Here is a 16,847-nt window from a genome sequence, read left to right as displayed (position 1 = left end):
TTTAGTGTAAGAATAATAATGATGAAATCTGGTTTGATTCTTGGCGTGGATGTTGGCACCACATCCATAAAGGCTGCTGTCGTTGACACATCCAGCTTCGAGCCAGTAAAGTTCGAGTCTGTGAAGGCAGTTGTGGAATACCCGAAAAAACACTGGGCTGAGAAGAATCCGGAAACACTGTGGAACAGCATTGCCGAAGTTTGCAGAGCGGTCGCAGACTCCAGCGTGGATGCGGTTGTGTTCGATGCACATATGGCTGGTGTTGTCCCCGTCGATGAGAACGGTAACGCTCTAAGGAACATCATAACATGGCTTGATGAGAGAGCGGGGGGTTTGCCGGACGATGTCTGGAAAGGGCTGATTAAGATTCAGGGGTATTCTCTGAGGAAACTCATTAAATTCCTCAGGATAACAGGTGGTGCACCATCCAGAACAGGAAAGGATCCCATCTCCAAGATAATCTGGATAAGGGATAACGAACCCGATGTTTTCAATAAAACCCACAAAATGCTCGATGTGAGAGGATATCTCGTCGCCAGAGCAACCGGAAACTTTGTAACGAGTCCGGATGAGGCACACCTGACATGGCTTGCCGACACGAGGGGTAGAAGGGCCAGATGGTCAGAATCAATCCTGAAGGACTATAATCTTCCCCTTTCCCTTTTCCCCGAGATAAAAAACTCAACAGAAATTGCAGGATACCTTACTCCGCAGGCCGCCAGCGAACTTGGGCTGAACGAAGGTGTACCAGTAATAGTTGGCTCCGGTGATGTGTGTGCCACCGCTGTGGGATCGGGTGCTGTGAGGGACAACGAGTGCCACATTTACATCGGGACGAGCGACTGGGTTGCAGCGCATATATCCGACCGGAAAACCGACATCTTTCACTTCATAGGTAGTCTACTCAGTGCGATTCCGGAAAAATATCTTCTGATTGCAGAACAGGAGACTGCTGCCGGGGCAATAGAATGGGCGATGAAGCTTGTCGGGATAGAGGGGCAGTACGATCTGGTCGAAAAGCTGGTTAACGAGGCCGAAGGAGGAAAGCTGTTATTCATGCCGTGGTTTTACGGTGAGAGGGCACCGATTGACGATCCGTACGTGAGGGGGGGTCTGATTAACATCAGTCTCGATCACGGCAGGGGAGAGGTGCTGAGGGCTATGATGGAGGGGGTTGCGATGAACATAAAGTGGGTCTACGGCTACGTTGAAAAGATGACGGGGCACCAGAAAGAGGTGAGCATAGTTGGAGGCGGGGCGCTTTTTGATGCATGGTGTCAGATAATTGCCAGCGCAATAAAAAGGCCTGTAAAAAGGATAAAAAGCCCGGAACTGACCGGGTTGAGGGGAATTGCCACCATGGCAGCAGTTGGCCTTGGGATGGAAACTTTCGAGAGTGCCGCAGCAAAGTTCAGGGTTGACAGGGTGTTCAGACCCAATGAAAAGGAGGCGAAAACTTACGACAGGATGTTTGAACACTACAAGTCAGTATATGGAAAGCTGAAAAAGATATACAGGAGTCTGAACTCAGGGTCTGAAGATTGATTCATTGATGAAGTATCTGAAAGTGCTTTCCACAACTTCAGGTGGCATTGAATGTATCAACTCGTTGATGATCTCCATGTTTTCAAGCACGCTCTCATAGTCAATCTTCGAGATATCGAAATTCGAAACGTCCGGATATTCTTTCCTGGCCGCATCAACTGCATGTTTCATGTCCTCAATAAACTCCTCAACCACATCCGCATGACCTGGATTTATCGAAAAGTGCAGACTTTTCGGATATCCGAGCTGCTTTGATCCTGGCTGTGATTGAACGTACCATCCTTTCCCGGCCATTATGCTGCTCACATGAAACAGATTCAGATCGGGAGAAGTGAATGCAACCACAGCACCCTCCGGATCTCCAAGCAGCTCCAGACCTACTTCTGCGAGCCCTTCAATCAGTCTTCTCTTGGCATAAAGCATCCTTTTCGCCAGTTCAAGGTAACCATTCATACCGAGATAGTTTATAACGGCCCAGGTTGCAGCGAGAGTTCCCGCCGATCTTGTTGACAGCACCGCAGTGTTCACAAGGGGATAACCGGGCCATGATGCCATTACAAAAATCTGCCCTTCTCTTAACTTTGCTTCCCTGTATAACACCACGGAAGACCCCCGTGGGGCAAATCCATATTTGTGAAAGTCCGCAGAAATAGAACTCACACCCTCTATGCGGAAGTCAAAGTCGGGAACCCTTTCACCGAGCTTTTTAAAAAATGGCAGGGAGAAACCACCAAGGCATGCATCAACGTGCAACCAGATGTCCCTATCAACTGCAATATCCGAAAGTCCATTTATGTCATCCACGACTCCGAAAGGATAGTTGGGGGCTGAGCCAGCAATCAGGGCAGTTTTTCTTCCAGCAAGCTCGTTCACACTGTCCAGATCTGCTCTGAATCCGTCATCAACTGCCGCACGCCGCACCCTCATCCCGAGATACTCAGCAGACTTCCAGAAGGCAGGATGAGCAGTAGCGGGCAGGACAACCTCAGGAACTGCATCCTTCCCTTTCTCCTTCCTGAATTTTTCCCTTGCAGCCTTCAAGGCAAGCATAATGCTCTCAGTCCCACCATACGTGAAGCAGCCAACCACCCCGTCATCACCGCCCAGCAAGTTTGCTGCCGCTCCAACAACTTCGTTCTCCATTTTCAGCAAACTTGGAAAGGTGGTGAAATCGAGCATGGTTTTATCCATATACATGAGATACGCTCTCCTCACAACCTCAACAAGTTCTTTCAATCCGGCGTAGTAAACGTGACCCCACATTCTTTTACTGTGCGGATCGAAGTCGTTGCGGGCATAACTATCAAGGTCTTCAAGCACCTCTTCCGCCTTTCTGCCAGAGTGCGGAAATTTCATGATTCATATTTATCCGAACAAAATATTAGCTTTGCCATGATTCATCCACAACCTAAAGCTTTTATTGTGCTCTGAACTTTTCTCATTAATGTTCACCTCAATCGTTTACCCAGTGATCGCATTTACAGCTTACTGGGCTCTGGTAGAGATTCTGAGAAGAAGGGGAGTTCTGGAGAAATACAACATGACTGCATACGGACCGGTACTCCTCCTCAGAACCAAAAGGGGCCTCGGTCTGCTTGAGAGGATATCAAGGCCAAAGAAATTCTGGAGAACCATCGCAAACCTTGGTTTACCCGCAGTTTTCGCAGGAATGTGCTTCATGTTCGCCCTTATTCTTGTGGCTGATTACATAATGATTACATCGCCCCCCCAGCCATCGGAGCTGACAAGTCCAAGGGCTGCACTGCTATTACCGGGCGTCAACCCCTTTATCCCGGTGATATGGGGTACAATTGGGCTGATCATAACCCTCCTTGTCCATGAATTCAGCCATGCGATTCTCTGCAGAGTTGAGGGTGTCAAGGTTAAATCTCTGGGCATTATTCTTGCGCTGATCCCAATAGGCGGATTTGCCGAACCGGATGAAGAGGAACTGATGAGCAAGGAAAGGACCAGATCATCTTCAAGGATAAGAATATTTTCCGCTGGGGTCATCAGCAACTTTCTCGTAGCTTTAATCGCATTCACTCTCTTCTTTAACCTTTTAGGAGCTGTAAATCCAACCGTTGTTGCCGTAAATGATACCGGTGGAATTGAGGGTAGGGTTTTGGGTATAAATGGTGTTCCGGTTAAAACTCCCTCTGACGTGGAAATGGCCGTTGGTAACAACACAAAAACTGTTATAACACTTGAAAAAGACGGAAAGTTGAGAAATGTTACTGTTGACGGTATTATGGGTGTCAAGATTATCGGGTTATACAGGGAAGACAATAAAACGTATCCTGCTGAAGCCGCCGGCTTGAAAGCCGGCATGCTCATAGTCAGAATCGATGACAGTGTGATAAGGCACTACGCCGATTTCCAGAAGAAGATGGCGGAGACAGAACCGGGGCAGAAGATAGCAGTTTACATCTATGACAATGGATCGGTGAAGCGGTACAACGTCACCCTCGCAGGGAAAGGAGGTAAGGGTTTTCTCGGTGTTTACGTCCAGACTTTTGACAGCATTGATGGAATAAACATCTTCTATTCCGCTTCACTTCTTAATGAGCTAAAAAGTATCCCCAATCTCATGAAGAGTCTTGGTGGATGGCTTTACCTGATTTCGATGCCATTCAGATTTCAGGGATTTACGGGGGAGATTGAAATGCTTTTCGATGCTCCTCAATGGGTTTTCTGGACACTTAACACACTCTACTGGGTTGGATGGATCAACTTCTACGTCGGTCTTTTCAACTGCCTTCCTGCAGTTCCGCTTGATGGTGGCAGGGTGTTTCATGAGGTTTTTGCGAAAATCCTTTCGAGATGGTACGGAGAGAAGAGGGGAGAGCAATTGTCCATGCAGGTCGTTAAGTTCTTCGCATTCATTGTTTTCTTCTCCATACTGCTGTCGATCCTCATACCCAACATCGAGGGGCTAATATGAAATGCAGAAAATGTGGTAGAAGAGCCGTGGCTATTCTGAAAGCATACGGACTGTCTCTTTGCGAAAGGTGTTACCCTGAATTCTACTTAAACCTCGTGAAAAGAAGCATAAAGAGGTACGGCATTTTGAAGCCGAAAGAAAAAATCCTTGCTGCCGTTTCCGGAGGAAAGGATAGTTCTGCAATGGCCAATGTCCTCAAAAAACTTGGATACGAGTTTGAACTTCTCTACATCGATCTTGGGATTGATCACTACTCATCCGAGTCGGAGAGGGCTGTCATGGAGCTGGCGGAAAGCATTGACGTAAACGTCAATGTGGTCAGGCTGGAAGAGTACGGTTTTACAGTAAGCGATGTGAGGAAAAGGCTAAGAAGGAAAACATGCTCTGCATGTGGTACGGCGAAGAGGTACATAATGAACCGCTTTGCGAGGGAAAACGGCTTCGACATCATTACAACAGGTCACACGGTGGAGGATATCGTTTCCTTCTATCTCAAAAATGTGGCTGGTGGCATGAGACTCTGGGCTGAAAAGCTGCTGCCCAGAAACGAACCATTCGATGAGAAGATTGTGGCAAGGGCCAAACCTCTATTTGAGGTAAGCGAAAAGGAAAATATGCTTTATGTACTGATAGAGTCAATTCCGTTCACACCAATGGAGTGTCCCTATGCCCCGAATCCAGAATGGAAAGAGATCGTTTACGAAATTGAAAGGAGGAAGCCGGGTTTCTCCAAAAACTTTATCAGAGGACTGATCTCTGAAAAGGAAGAGTTTGATCACGTAAAGTACTGCAGGTTGTGTGGAGAGATTACCAACAGAGACATATGCTCTTTCTGCAAGTTGAGAATGAGCTTCTGACTACTTTCTGCAGATTTCAACGAAGTTTCTGTAAATTTCGACCCCATACTGCGAGTGATATACTTCTGGATGCCACTGAACGCCATAGACAGGCTTTTTCTCATGCCTCATGGCTTCAATTTTGCAGATGTCTGACTCCGCAAGAATTTTGAAGTTTTTGGGCAGCTTCTTGACCTCATCCATGTGGCTCGCCCAGACCGTCAGCTCCCGGGGTACTTTCGCAAAGAGCTCATCATCCTCCAGAACGCGAATCTTCACCTCAGAATATCCACCCATGCTTCCTTTTCCAACCTCTCCGCCAAACACCTTTGCCATAAGCTGGTGGCCAAGGCATATTCCGATGATCGGAATGTCAAGCTCCCTGAGGTAAAGTTCGCAGTTTCCAGTTCTTTCCAGTGAGGGGCCACCACCGATAACGAGTCCGTCAACTTCCTTTAAATCTTCGACAGGTGTGGTGTTTTCAATCAGTTTTGTTTCAACTCCAAGATCCCTGAGCGTTCTGTGAATCAGATGGTTGTACTGTCCGTAGTTGTACACAACGTAAATTTTCATGGTCAAAAGTTTATGGGAGGAAAATTAACTTTGCGCCCACTGACACTGACCCTCAAAACAACCGCATGTCATCCCGAATTTTTTGGCATCATAGCAGTCCTTCCAATCGCATGTTGTGACGATGTCCTCCCCGGAACCCATGCAGACCTGTCCGGAGCAACCACCAACAGTGCAGTCAGCATCGCTTTTGCATTCTGCATAGGTCGACCATCCGCAGAATTCATTCTCAAGGTTTTTCAGAACTTTTCTCTCTCCTGTGAAGTCCACAAATACAACTCTCGCATCTTTTTCAACATTTTTTATCTCCACCACGGCCATGCAGTTGCATTTGCAAATCTTCCCGTCCTCATCTATTTCTACAATTCTGTAAGTTTTTCCATCCTTCTCAACTGTAATTTTATCGCTGCAGCAGTTTCTCATGATATATGCCTTTAAATCACCATCCACAACCTCAAAGCCAGAATACTGCTGCATCTTACTTCCCTCGCAGCCCAGTACCTGGTACTCCACTCCTGGAGCTTCCCAGGTCCTTACCGCTATGAAAACAGCAGCCACACAGAGAGCAACCAAACCGGCCAGAAACATTTTCCTCATGTGCGTAATCTCCAATGAAAATTAAAAAAACTAATTTTTTCAAACTAAATTATAAATTGAATTTAAAACTGCCTCCATGCTTGCTTCAACACTCACAGGTTCCCCACAAACCCTGACAACCGTCTCAGGATCCTTAAGCAGGTTTCCGGTTACAACACACACCACAGTTTCATCGGGTGATATGTCACCTCTTTCAGCAAGTTTTCTCAATCCGGCGACACTTGCGGCAGAAGCGGGTTCGACACCTATACCTTCTCTGGCAGCCAGGAATTTCTGTGCAGCAATTATTTCATCATCACTGACGATCTCAACCAGCCCTTTGGTGTCATAGACGGCCTTCAGGGCTTTTCTTGCGTTTACAGGGTTTCCTATCCTTATCGCAGTAGCGATGGTTTCCGGGTTTTTCACGGGAGTCACATCATCCTTCCCTTCAACAAATGCCCTGTATATCGGTGCCGCGCCTTCAGCCTGAATTCCAGTCATCTTGGGCATCGATTCGGTCAAACCAATCTCCACAAGCTCTCTGAAGCCTTTGTAGATTGCGGATATATTCCCGGCATTTCCCACAGGAAGACAGACTCTGTCCGGTACACCAATTTCATCGGCAACCTCATAGGCAATTGTCTTCTGACCTTCCGGCCTGAATGGATTGACAGAGTTCAGAAGATACAGCCCCTCCTTTTCGCAAACCTCCCTGACTATTCTCAGAGCGTCATCGAAATTTCCCTTAATGGCGATGACCTTCGCACCATGCATCAGAGCCTGAGCGACCTTCCCAAGAGCAACCTTCCCGGCAGGGAGCAGAACATAGGCCCTCATCCCTGCTTTAGCCGCATACATGGCCATTGAGGCTGAAGTATTACCCGTTGATGCGCAGGCAACAGCCCTCTTACCTAGCTCCATTGCCTTCGTTACACCCACAGTCATACCCCTGTCCTTGAATGAACCCGAAGGATTCAGACCCTCATGCTTAATATAAATTCTCCTAATTCCCGTTTCCTTTTCAAGTCTCTCTGCCCTGTACAGTGGTGTGCCACCTTCTCCGAGTGAGACAGGATCCATTTTCACCGGCAGTAGGGATTTGTATTTCCAAACGGTGATGTTATTACCATCAAGTTTGAAATCAACTTCAATCTCGTCAAGATTCATCCTGACCTCAAGCAGTCCACCACATTCACATGTGTAGTGATCGTCGCCCCATTCCTTACCACACTCAATGCATTTCAGAGAGTACATGAAAAAAGTGAAATCATGCACTTTATAAATCTTCAAAAAAATCATCTGTATGCTCGAGGGCGTTAAGGTCATTGAGGTTGCGGCCTTTTATCCCGGGCCCTTCTGCTGCCGTTTGCTTTCATTGCTGGGGGCAGAGGTTGTAAAGATTGAACCACCGGGAGGAGAGCCCGGAAGAATGCTTGATGCTGTGTTTGCTGCCATGAATCACGGAAAGAAGACATTGTTTGTTGATCTAAAATCGGACGAGGGGCGTGAACGGTTTTTAGAGCTTGTAAGGGACGCTGATGTGATTGTCGAGGGATTTCGACCCGGTGTTGCAAAAAGGCTGGGTATTGATTACGAAAGTGTAATGAAGGTCAATCCTTCAGTGATCTACTGCTCCATATCCGCCTTCGGTCAGAAGAACAAACTTGCCCGGCTTCCCGCTCACGATCTGAACTGCCTTGGTCTGGGTGGCATTCTTGAAATAGCCGGGATACGGGAACTGAGAGACCCAAATGTCCAGTTGGCGGATTTTTCATCGGCCGTGTATGCAACAATCGCAATTCTGGCAGCCTTATTTGAAAGGGTGAGAACCGGAAAGGGCAGATACATAGACATCAGCATGTTTCACTCAGCTCTTTTCTCGGTTCCGATCCACAGCTCCTCAATACTCAATGGAATGGGCATCCTTCCGGCCTTTTCAAGCAACCCCGTATATGGGATATACAGGACCAGAGACGGATACATAACCATAGGTATAATTGCCGAGGAGCACTTCTGGAGGAGACTTTGCGACATACTGAGATTAGACTTCAGTTTTTCACTGATCGAAAGCTTTTCTAGGTACGATGAAGTAAAAAATGCCATTCAGGATAGGCTACTAACAATGAGCACTGAAGAGGCGATTGAGATTTTTGAGAAGGCGGATATCCCCGCTTTTGAAGTAAGAAGTCTTGGTGAGGTGGAGAAAATCGAGGAAAGAATAGGGGAAAATATTGTCGAAGAGATAGAATGGAACGGGAGAAAAATCAGGCTGATCAGGCCGCCATTCAGGTGATAAAATGGACGTTGTGGTAGGGGGAGGGAGATACGGAGTCGAGGCTGCGAGATATTTGAGGGAGAGAAACAGAGATTTTATCGTAATAGACGTAAGTGAAGATTGCACCGCTGTGAAAGAACTATCCCTCAAAGTCGTCCCCAGTCTCGATGAAGTTGATTATGGAGGAGAATTCTTTCTCAAAGGAGATGTGAGTATTCTGCCCGATCTGGTCAGAAATTTGAGGATAGAATACATATTTCCAACAGCTCCAATTCATGTTGCCGCAGAGGCTGTAAGACGTAAATACGGATTTGAGCCCTGGTACGAAGTGGTTGACTGCATAGCTGCTGGTTTGCCCACAAGGGTTGTCATCTCATCCGGAAGGGGCAGCTTAGTTGTTAGCTACAATCGGGACCACGAGTGCCTTGAGAAATGTCCGGCCCCCGACATCTGTCCCGTAACAAAAATCAGAAAACCCTGCCCCATGCACGAGCTTGTCAGGTATGCGTGGCCTGATGCGTTCGTACTCGTAAGCCATCAGCTAAAACCCGGACTGGGTGGGATAGAGGGCAGAGATTTTATCAACGTGTTGAGGGAAGCAGAAAAAAGAAGGAATATTGTGATAGCTACTGCCTGCAGATGCCACGGAGTTATAACAGCCCTAAAGCGCTAGATCCTCCTGAACTTTTCTGCTGTCTCTCTGTAGTGTTTCGGAAATCTCGGTGTATACATGAGGAACGGAGAGGGTGGATAGCTGATATTCGCCCCTTTGCCAGCGTTTTTAAGACCTTCCAGAATCCTGCCAGTCCAACCGTATGGCATGGCAAATATCATTTCAGTTTCATTTACCGCAGCGAATACTCTGTCTCCAGCACCCGGAACGGCAATTGAGACTTCCCCACTTAGTAATGCGGGAAACAGAGCCTCGGCACAGGACGCAGTTTTTGCAGTAAGCGACGCCTTCACACTTCCACCAAAAAATGTTTTTGCCTGAATCAGCCTCCCAATTTGGGCGGGAGTTCCAAAAATCAGGATGACTTCCGGCTTCTCCTTCATCCCTGTCATGTCCCCAAATACAAACGTTTTGTACTTGCCCGGAGGAAGAGTTCTCTCTACAACCTCGCATTCTGGCTCCCTTATCCACTGAGCTCCAAGCAGTATTTCCTTGAGTCCTCCATCATATGATGCTACACCATAAAGAATTTCAGACGGTGGACACGCAAAGTCCTCAGCCTCCAGAACCACGGTTCTGCCGATATAACGTGCAAAGGCTATTGCCTGGCATACGGCCATTTTTATTCCATACTTGGAGGGTTTGAATACCTTTTCAGGCTCATATTTTTCCTCATAGAACACGACACCGACGGGTGGTATTCTCAGCTTCAAAATTTCTACAATCTCCCTTCCGATATCGTTCCACTCCATGAAATTTTTAATTATTTAAGTTAAAAAAATGACTGAAATCTGCTAGCAAAAGTATTATATAGAGGTGGGATGGCATGTCAGTATGAGACGGCTGCTAGCATGCGTGTTTATCACTCTGCTGGTGCTGGGATGCACACAAACAGGGGTGATGAGTGCGGAGGATATAGCGAAAAAGCTAGAGGAAAAATATGAGAACATCCAGGATTTCAAGGGTACAATGGTCATTTCAGCCGAAGGGAAAGCAGGCAAATTTGAGATGACGTATGAATACGTGTTCAAAAAACCGAACAAGGCGAGAATGTACAGCAAGGAGATGGGGTTGCTGACCATAACCAATGGATCCAAAACGTGGATCTACGACATGAAAAACAACGAGGTCACGGTGCTGGACACTGGCATTCAGCAGGCGGAACCTGATTACGGAAAATACATCAAAAACATGCTCGACCGATATAATGTGGAATTTCTCGGTATTTCGAAAGTTTCCGGCAGGGATTGCTATAAACTCAGGCTTACTCCCAAAAACGGAACAGCTACTCCGACTGTTCTTTACGTTGATAAAGAACACTGGTATCCACTGAGAATCGAAATGGAATTTATGGGCATTAAATCCGTTATCGAATACAGAGATGTTGAGTTTAACACCGGTGTGAACGACAGTCTTTTTGAGTTCACTCCACCCAAAGGAGCCAGGATAAAAACAGGTGAGGACTTTGGCATCAGCTATTTCGATACTGTTGGTGAGGCGCAGAAACACGTTAACTTCACCATCCTCGTTCCGAGCTACACAGCAAGCTTTGAGCTGAAGAAGGTCAGTGTCATTGGAAACAGCACCGTGACTCTGATGTATGGTGATGGGGGACTTGTCCTAACTGAAACCACCCGAAAAATGCCGATTTCCGGAAATTACGAGGAGATAGACATTAACGGAAATAAGGGATACTACACTGAAATTGCCGGTTCCGGTTTGCTCGTGTTTGAAAAAGATGGTTTGACAATAACAATTTCCGGTACAATTACAAAAGAGGAACTCACAAAGGTTGCAGAATCTTTAAAATAATTTTTTATCCTCTTCAGCTTCGTCCTGTCCATCTCTGGCAAATAAATAAAATTAAAAACTGCCCCTCCACTTAAATGCATGCGAGTTCACACCGCAGACATAAAACCCGAGATGGAGGGTAAAAAAGTCACGCTCTATGGATGGGTTCACGAAGTTCGCGATCTCGGCGGGCTGGTTTTTCTGCTGCTGAGAGATAGAGAAGGATTTGCCCAGATCACACTGCCAAAGAAGTTCGTGAGCAAAGAAATCTTCAAACTTGCCAAGAAAATCAGAAGGGAGAGCGTAATCGCTGTGACGGGAGAGGTAAAAAGAGAGGACAAGGCTCCCGGTGGATTTGAGATCATCCCAGAATCAATAGAGGTGCTGAACAGATCCGATGCTCCACTGCCACTGGAGGTGACGGAGAAAGTTCCGGCAGAGCTTGACACACGCCTTGACCACCGCTTTATGGATCTGAGAAGGCCGAGAGTTCAGGCCATTTTCAGGATAAGGCACCAGATGATGCAGAGTGTCAGAGAGTTTTTATCAGAAGAGGGTTTTATAGAAGTGCACACCCCGAAAATTGTCTCAACTGCTACTGAAGGCGGTACGGAGCTATTTCCACTGAGTTATTTTGAAAAGGAGGCGTTCTTGAACCAGAGCCCCCAGCTTTACAAGCAGGTTCTGATGGGGGCCGGCTTCGAGAAGGTGTTCGAGATAGGCCCTATCTTCAGGGCCGAAGAGCACAACACCACGAGGCATTTGAATGAGGCCATCTCGATTGACATTGAGATGAGTTTCACAGACCACAACGGTGTGATGGATGTTCTTGAAAGACTTGTCCACAGAATCTACGTCGATGTTGCGGAAAAATGTGAGAGATATCTTAACTGGCTTGAAGTTTCCATTGAAATTCCGGAACTTCCCTTTGAGAAAATAACCTACGACGAGGCAAGAGAACTTGCAGAGAGAAAAGGTGAGAGCATTCCATGGGGTGAAGACTTGAGCACAAACGCATTGAAGCTTGTTGGGGAAGAACTGGGTGGTCTTTATTTCATCGTGGACTGGCCGACTGAATCAAAACCCTTCTATGCCATGCCATATGAGGACAGGCCGGAGATAACCAAGAGCTTCGACCTCATGCACGGATGGCTTGAGCTTTCGAGCGGGGCTCAGAGAATTCACCTCTATGACATGCTCGTTGAGAGCATAAGGGCGAAGGGTATGGAGCCAGAAAGCTTCGGATTCTACCTTGAAGCTTTCCGCTATGGCATGCCTCCACATGCGGGATGGGGGCTGGGAGCGGAGAGACTGCTGATGTCAATGCTCGGACTGAAGAACGTCAGAGAGGCCGTTCTCTTCCCGAGGGACAGGCATCGACTCGTTCCCTGAGTTTTTACATCTGCTTAACAATTTTCCCCTCTTTGATTACCATCTTTATGTTGTTCTGATTCACAAGTATTTCGGGATTTTCCGTGGGGTCCCCATCGACAACTATGATATCCGCAACCTTTCCAGTCTCCAGAGAACCCGTTATCCTGTCCAAACCAGCGGATACTGCAGCGTTAATGGTTGCGGCCTTCAGAGCGTCCATTGGTTTAACACCCAAATTGACAAGAAGTTTAATTTCAAGACTGTTAAGTCCGTAAAGCTGTACATCCTTCGCACCTATGAAGAAATCCGTACCTGCTGCCAGTCTGACACCTTCTCTGTAAGCTTTTTTGACAGACTCAATGTGCCTTTCATGAACCTCCTGAAGCTTTTCGAGCATCCAGTCGGGAAGGTTGATGGAGGGGCCGAACTTCAGCGTTACATCGACAATCGAGAGTGTTGGAATAAGGGTGACATCTCTCTCGAGAGAGACGTTTACTGCATCCTGATTCAGATCCATCCCGTGAGCAAGAGTCCTCACCCCTTCTTCCACAGCGTTGATGTAGCCTTCAGATGATTCGGCATGGGCGTGCACGAATCTACCGGCTCTTCTCGCCTCTTCAACAACAGCAGCAATCTCTCTTCTTGTCATCTGTGGGTACTCAGGCTTGTCCTTCTGCGAGGCAACACCCCCGGTTACGAAAATCTTGAGAAAGTCCGCACCCTCCCTCAGGGCATAGCGGGCGCCCTTTCTGAACTCGTCCTCTCCATCGCAAAGCAGAGACTGAAAGGGAATTTTTACTGGCGAGGTTCTCGGATCGGCCATCTCCGGAGGAAGGAAATGAATGTCTCCATGGCCAAAGGTCTGGGAGAGGGGATATCCCGAGGCCAGAATTCTCGGCCCTCTTACGACCCCTTCTTCAACCGCATCCCTCAGATGCAGCGCAACAATACTACCAGCATCCACCACCGTGGTGTATCCGGCATCAAGCATGGCTTCGAGATCCTTTATGGCCCTCGCAACAAAAACGCCAAAAGGTGTCAGCAAACTTTCCCGCACATAGTCACCGCTCCTGAACCCCGTTATGTGCATGTGCGCATCGATGAGTCCCGGCATAATCGTTAAACCGCCTGTATCGATGACTGAGGAGCTGTCCGGCACATCTACCTCACTAACTGAGCCAGCATCAACGATTTTTCCAGAGTCAATAATTATCCTCCCTCTGCCTATTACCCTATCCCCTGCAGGATCAATTACTTTTCCACCATCAAGAACTAGCATGGGAACTACATATCCAAAACCAATTTAAAGATTGCTGCTGGAATTTTTCATCCTGAAGACAAACTCGCTGCTGATGAGTGGCATCTGCGATAATCCCATTAAAAGCCGATGTGAGGACAGAATTGACTGATTTCTTCAAAACCTCCCAACATCTATTTTTCGAAATACATTTCAATTATTTATGCCTGCGGTCATCGATGTGGCAAAATGCGACGGATGCGGGTTGTGTTTGGCCGAGTGCAAGGGGAATGCCATACACCTCAACGGCAGCGTTGCTTTCGTTGATGAGGATGCCTGCATGGAGTGTGGAGCATGTGTAAGGGCGTGTCCGAACAGGGCTATCACGGTGGAGTGGTAGACTGCAGAGAGTGAAAATTATTAAAAATTTCATTTCCCTTCAATTTTATGGACGGGTTCGAGAATGTGCTGAATGTGGTCGGTTCTGCACCGTGGTACAGGCTCACAGGAATGGTTCCAAAACTGCAGGGAGACAGAATTATTGTGGAAATGAGAATCGAAAAAAACAAGCATGTTCAGGCTCTGGGAATGGCTCATGGAGGGGCGATAGCAAGCGTGCTTGACTCGGCAATCGGACTGAATGTCAACAGAGAGGTCGTTAAGATTGGCAAAACAGCCGTAACTGCACAGTTGAACATCCACTACATCCGGCCTGTTACCGAAGGCAAGGTGGTTGGAGTTGGCATGCCGATGAATATCGGAGGCAAGGTAGCTGTTGGTTACGGGGAAGTGAGAAACGAAAATGGAGACCTCATAGCAACCGGAACTGCAACATTCTACATCACTGACAGGAAGTTCAACGAGTGATCTCCTCAGCGGTTTTTTCCAGATATCTCTTTATTTCCCTGACAGCTTCTGCGAGAATCTCCGAGTTGTCATATTCCCCGACTATCCTATTCAGTTCCTCCCTGCTCCACTCCCTCATCTTTTCCGCCATCTCTATCATTTTTGAAAAAGCCCTCACGATGTTATCAACAATAGTTATGTCCGCCATTCTTGCAGTTCTCGATAATGGATTAAGATCAATTGCTATAACCCTCTTTCCGTGTTTCTTCAGAATTTCACACCTGTCTCCATCTTCAAGGGGAACGAGAACGACATCGGCAATTAAAATCCCTCTGCTGTCCACAATCCTCCTCGCAGATTCAAGGCCATCGAGAACTGCATCGCAGGCGGCAAGAACCTCAACTCCATACCTTTCAAGGTAACTCTTAATCTTCTCCACTCTCTCAGGACTGTAGTGGAAGACATTTACCTCGACCTTCGCCCCAACAGCGTCTGCAAGCCTTTTAATCTCCTCCGGAACGAGAACTGCAGTGTTGCCGTTCACGGAAATTACGGGATGTTTTGCCAGCAGCATCGAAGCTACAGCAGCCTTCTCAGCCTTCAGCGCAAATTCTCTGGTCTTCTCCCCCAGGATGTAATCGAAAGCCTCGCCTCTGCCGTGAGCGATCAATCCCTGCATCGCAGTAACTCCAAGCTTCACACCCTCCACCAGCCGCTCCCTCGTCATCAGCGAGACGTATCTTGGATGGCTTTTTGGAATCTCGGTCATCCCCTCACCCCGAGAAATTCTGCAAGCTCCTCAAGAGAGTTGAAAACATAGTCTGCGTACTGGATAAAAGACTTTACCATTTCCCTGTTTCTCTCCGTAATGATCAGAGCAGTCCTCACACCGGCAGCCCTTCCCGACAGCAGATCAAAGAGAAAATCGCCGACCATCAACGCATTTGACGGTTCAACGTCGAACATGTCCAGTGCAAGCCTTAGGGGTGCTGGAGAGGGTTTGGGATGGGCGTCTTCTCTTCCGATGATGAAGTCAAAGCTGAACCCGAGCCTCTCAGCAACAATTTCCGCACTCCTCCTGCTGTTCCTCGTAATGATGCCCTTGATCACCCTGCTGTCAAGCCCCTCTATAAGTTTTCTGGCGTAGTAGGCTGGAACGGCATCAAGGGCGCTCTTGATCTCGTATTCCTCCAGAATTCTGAACATCTCACGTCTTCTTTCTAAATCCGTTTCCTCCATGATGGACTCGAGGATAAACCTTTTCTTAATGCCAAGCTTCTCCCTTATTTCGTCAAAGGGTATGTTCAGCTCTATTAGGGTGCCATCCATATCAAAGGCTATCAGCTCAAATTTCGAGGAGTCTTCTGTATCGCTCTGCCGCCTTTCCCGGATCATCTGCTGCATAGATACCCCTACCAACTATTATTGCATCGGCATATTTAACAGCTTCAGTGCTTCCCCCCTGCGCACCGAGTCCGGGACACAGGATTTCCATTTCATCTCCAGCAGCCTTCCTGATCAACATTAACCTCTTCAACCTCGTTGACGGTGCAATCAATCCATGACATCCTGCCCTCTTCGCCTTTTCAACGATTTTCAGGGCGACAGGTGACATAAACTCCTCCCCACCAGGACTGCTCAGTTCGGTGACCGCATAAACCTTTCCGCCGTATCCCTCAGCAACATCCACAACCTCTTTCAACATATCCTCCCCGCAAAAGCCATGGGCTATTACCGAAGAAGAGCCTGCTTCAAAGGCGATCTCTGCAATCAGAGAGGCTGTGTAGGGTATGTCCGCAATCTTAAAATCCGCAATTACCGGTTTGACTTTTGCAAGTTCCGCAATTATCCCGAGCCCTGCTGAGAGGACAAGAGGATAGTTAACCTTTATCCTGTCAACGTAATCTGATGTGCTTTTTGCAACCTCAAGGGCTCTGGCTGAGTCAAGCACATCAAGGGCAAGTACAAGCTCTTTCATCGAATAGGGTAGATCAAAAAAGATATATTATTTTTCCAGCTGGCATGTCTGGGGAAAAAATTCAAAATAGTCTTCTCCCCCCATTTGCCATCATTTCAGCGTAATCCCTTGAAACGTCATTGCCCGTGGAGTCAAATATCTTGAAGTTCTCGATCAGAACCTGGAGGGTCTGGCTGGCTATTGCACTCACCCTCTCCAT

General features: G+C 47.4%; 18 protein-coding genes. 9 read left to right on the top strand and 9 right to left on the bottom strand.

Going from position 1 to position 16,847, the window contains the following annotated elements; genetic code table 11:
* Positions 1-18 precede the first annotated feature (18 nt).
* Entirely contained in the window at positions 19-1,545 is a 1,527-nt protein-coding gene (locus JFQ59_RS09915) for a xylulokinase (RefSeq protein WP_230972455.1), read from the top strand.
* Here the strand turns inward: JFQ59_RS09915 and JFQ59_RS09910 are convergent.
* The gene (locus JFQ59_RS09910) at positions 1,528-2,901 is read right to left on the bottom strand and encodes a pyridoxal phosphate-dependent decarboxylase family protein (protein ID WP_202320274.1); all 1,374 of its coding nucleotides are present in this window, start codon (positions 2,899-2,901) and stop codon (positions 1,528-1,530) included. The two genes, JFQ59_RS09915 and JFQ59_RS09910, sit on opposite strands and share 18 nt — an antisense overlap.
* Before the next feature lie 88 nt (positions 2,902-2,989).
* Between JFQ59_RS09910 and JFQ59_RS09905 the strand changes: the two genes are divergently transcribed.
* Positions 2,990-4,489: a site-2 protease family protein gene (locus tag JFQ59_RS09905; protein WP_202320273.1), complete on the top strand. Its 1,500-nt coding sequence runs from the start codon at positions 2,990-2,992 to the stop codon at positions 4,487-4,489.
* Positions 4,486-5,346: an ATP-binding protein gene (locus JFQ59_RS09900; RefSeq protein WP_202320272.1), complete on the top strand. Its 861-nt coding sequence runs from the start codon at positions 4,486-4,488 to the stop codon at positions 5,344-5,346. Before JFQ59_RS09905 ends, JFQ59_RS09900 begins: the two co-directional genes overlap by 4 nt.
* Here JFQ59_RS09900 and JFQ59_RS09895 read toward each other — a convergent pair whose 3' ends face one another.
* The 3 genes from JFQ59_RS09895 to thrC are packed head-to-tail and all read right to left on the bottom strand — an operon-like array spanning position 5,347 to position 7,728.
* Positions 5,347-5,898, bottom strand: a complete 552-nt coding sequence (locus JFQ59_RS09895; RefSeq protein WP_202320271.1) for a GMP synthase subunit A — start codon at positions 5,896-5,898, stop codon at positions 5,347-5,349. It abuts the gene before it with no gap.
* Between the two features lie 24 nt (positions 5,899-5,922).
* The gene (locus JFQ59_RS09890) at positions 5,923-6,492 is read right to left on the bottom strand and encodes an eight-cysteine-cluster domain-containing protein (protein WP_202320270.1); all 570 of its coding nucleotides are present in this window, start codon (positions 6,490-6,492) and stop codon (positions 5,923-5,925) included.
* A 39-nt stretch (positions 6,493-6,531) separates the two neighbouring features.
* Positions 6,532-7,728: a threonine synthase gene (gene thrC / locus JFQ59_RS09885; RefSeq protein WP_202320269.1), complete on the bottom strand. Its 1,197-nt coding sequence runs from the start codon at positions 7,726-7,728 to the stop codon at positions 6,532-6,534.
* A gap of 49 nt (positions 7,729-7,777) precedes the next feature.
* On the opposite strand from thrC, the gene JFQ59_RS09880 reads away from it, so the two are divergent.
* Together JFQ59_RS09880 and JFQ59_RS09875 are read left to right on the top strand one after the other, a co-directional pair.
* A complete protein-coding gene (locus tag JFQ59_RS09880; RefSeq protein WP_202320268.1) occupies positions 7,778-8,767 on the top strand; it encodes a CaiB/BaiF CoA transferase family protein in 990 nt (329 codons plus the stop codon).
* Between the two features lie 4 nt (positions 8,768-8,771).
* Entirely contained in the window at positions 8,772-9,422 is a 651-nt protein-coding gene (locus tag JFQ59_RS09875; protein WP_202320267.1) for a hypothetical protein, read from the top strand.
* Here the strand turns inward: JFQ59_RS09875 and JFQ59_RS09870 are convergent.
* Positions 9,419-10,174, bottom strand: a complete 756-nt coding sequence (locus JFQ59_RS09870) for a DUF169 domain-containing protein (RefSeq protein ID WP_202320266.1) — start codon at positions 10,172-10,174, stop codon at positions 9,419-9,421. The two genes, JFQ59_RS09875 and JFQ59_RS09870, sit on opposite strands and share 4 nt — an antisense overlap.
* A gap of 82 nt (positions 10,175-10,256) precedes the next feature.
* On the opposite strand from JFQ59_RS09870, the gene JFQ59_RS09865 reads away from it, so the two are divergent.
* A complete protein-coding gene (locus JFQ59_RS09865) occupies positions 10,257-11,234 on the top strand; it encodes a DUF4367 domain-containing protein (protein WP_202320265.1) in 978 nt (325 codons plus the stop codon).
* 78 nt (positions 11,235-11,312) lie between these two features.
* Positions 11,313-12,605: an aspartate--tRNA(Asn) ligase gene (gene aspS / locus JFQ59_RS09860; protein ID WP_202320264.1), complete on the top strand. Its 1,293-nt coding sequence runs from the start codon at positions 11,313-11,315 to the stop codon at positions 12,603-12,605.
* A gap of 4 nt (positions 12,606-12,609) precedes the next feature.
* Here the strand turns inward: aspS and JFQ59_RS09855 are convergent, their stop codons facing one another.
* A complete protein-coding gene (locus tag JFQ59_RS09855) occupies positions 12,610-13,866 on the bottom strand; it encodes a metal-dependent hydrolase family protein (RefSeq protein WP_202320263.1) in 1,257 nt (418 codons plus the stop codon).
* A gap of 181 nt (positions 13,867-14,047) precedes the next feature.
* On the opposite strand from JFQ59_RS09855, the gene JFQ59_RS09850 reads away from it, so the two are divergent.
* A complete protein-coding gene (locus tag JFQ59_RS09850; protein WP_202320262.1) occupies positions 14,048-14,224 on the top strand; it encodes an indolepyruvate ferredoxin oxidoreductase subunit alpha in 177 nt (58 codons plus the stop codon).
* A 47-nt stretch (positions 14,225-14,271) separates the two neighbouring features.
* On the top strand, positions 14,272-14,691 hold the full coding sequence (locus JFQ59_RS09845; protein ID WP_202320261.1) for a PaaI family thioesterase: 420 nt from the start codon (positions 14,272-14,274) through the stop codon (positions 14,689-14,691).
* Here JFQ59_RS09845 and JFQ59_RS09840 read toward each other — a convergent pair.
* The 3 genes from JFQ59_RS09840 to pyrF are packed head-to-tail and all read right to left on the bottom strand — an operon-like array spanning position 14,681 to position 16,648.
* Complete coding sequence (locus tag JFQ59_RS09840; RefSeq protein WP_202320260.1) at positions 14,681-15,439, bottom strand: 4-phosphopantoate--beta-alanine ligase; 759 nt, start codon at positions 15,437-15,439, stop codon at positions 14,681-14,683. The two genes, JFQ59_RS09845 and JFQ59_RS09840, sit on opposite strands and share 11 nt — an antisense overlap.
* Entirely contained in the window at positions 15,436-16,074 is a 639-nt protein-coding gene (locus tag JFQ59_RS09835; RefSeq protein ID WP_202320259.1) for an HAD family hydrolase, read from the bottom strand. Before JFQ59_RS09835 ends, JFQ59_RS09840 begins: the two co-directional genes overlap by 4 nt.
* Positions 16,016-16,648 carry an orotidine-5'-phosphate decarboxylase gene (gene pyrF, locus JFQ59_RS09830; RefSeq protein ID WP_202320258.1) on the bottom strand — a complete coding sequence of 211 codons (633 nt, stop codon included), beginning with the start codon at positions 16,646-16,648 and terminating at the stop codon, positions 16,016-16,018. The genes JFQ59_RS09835 and pyrF overlap by 59 nt, the downstream gene beginning before the upstream one ends.
* Positions 16,649-16,847: the final 199 nt, after the last annotated feature.

The organism is Archaeoglobus neptunius (assembly GCF_016757965.1).
Classification (GTDB): domain Archaea; phylum Halobacteriota; class Archaeoglobi; order Archaeoglobales; family Archaeoglobaceae; genus Archaeoglobus; species Archaeoglobus neptunius.
This window is presented reverse-complemented; position numbering and strand designations above follow the sequence as displayed.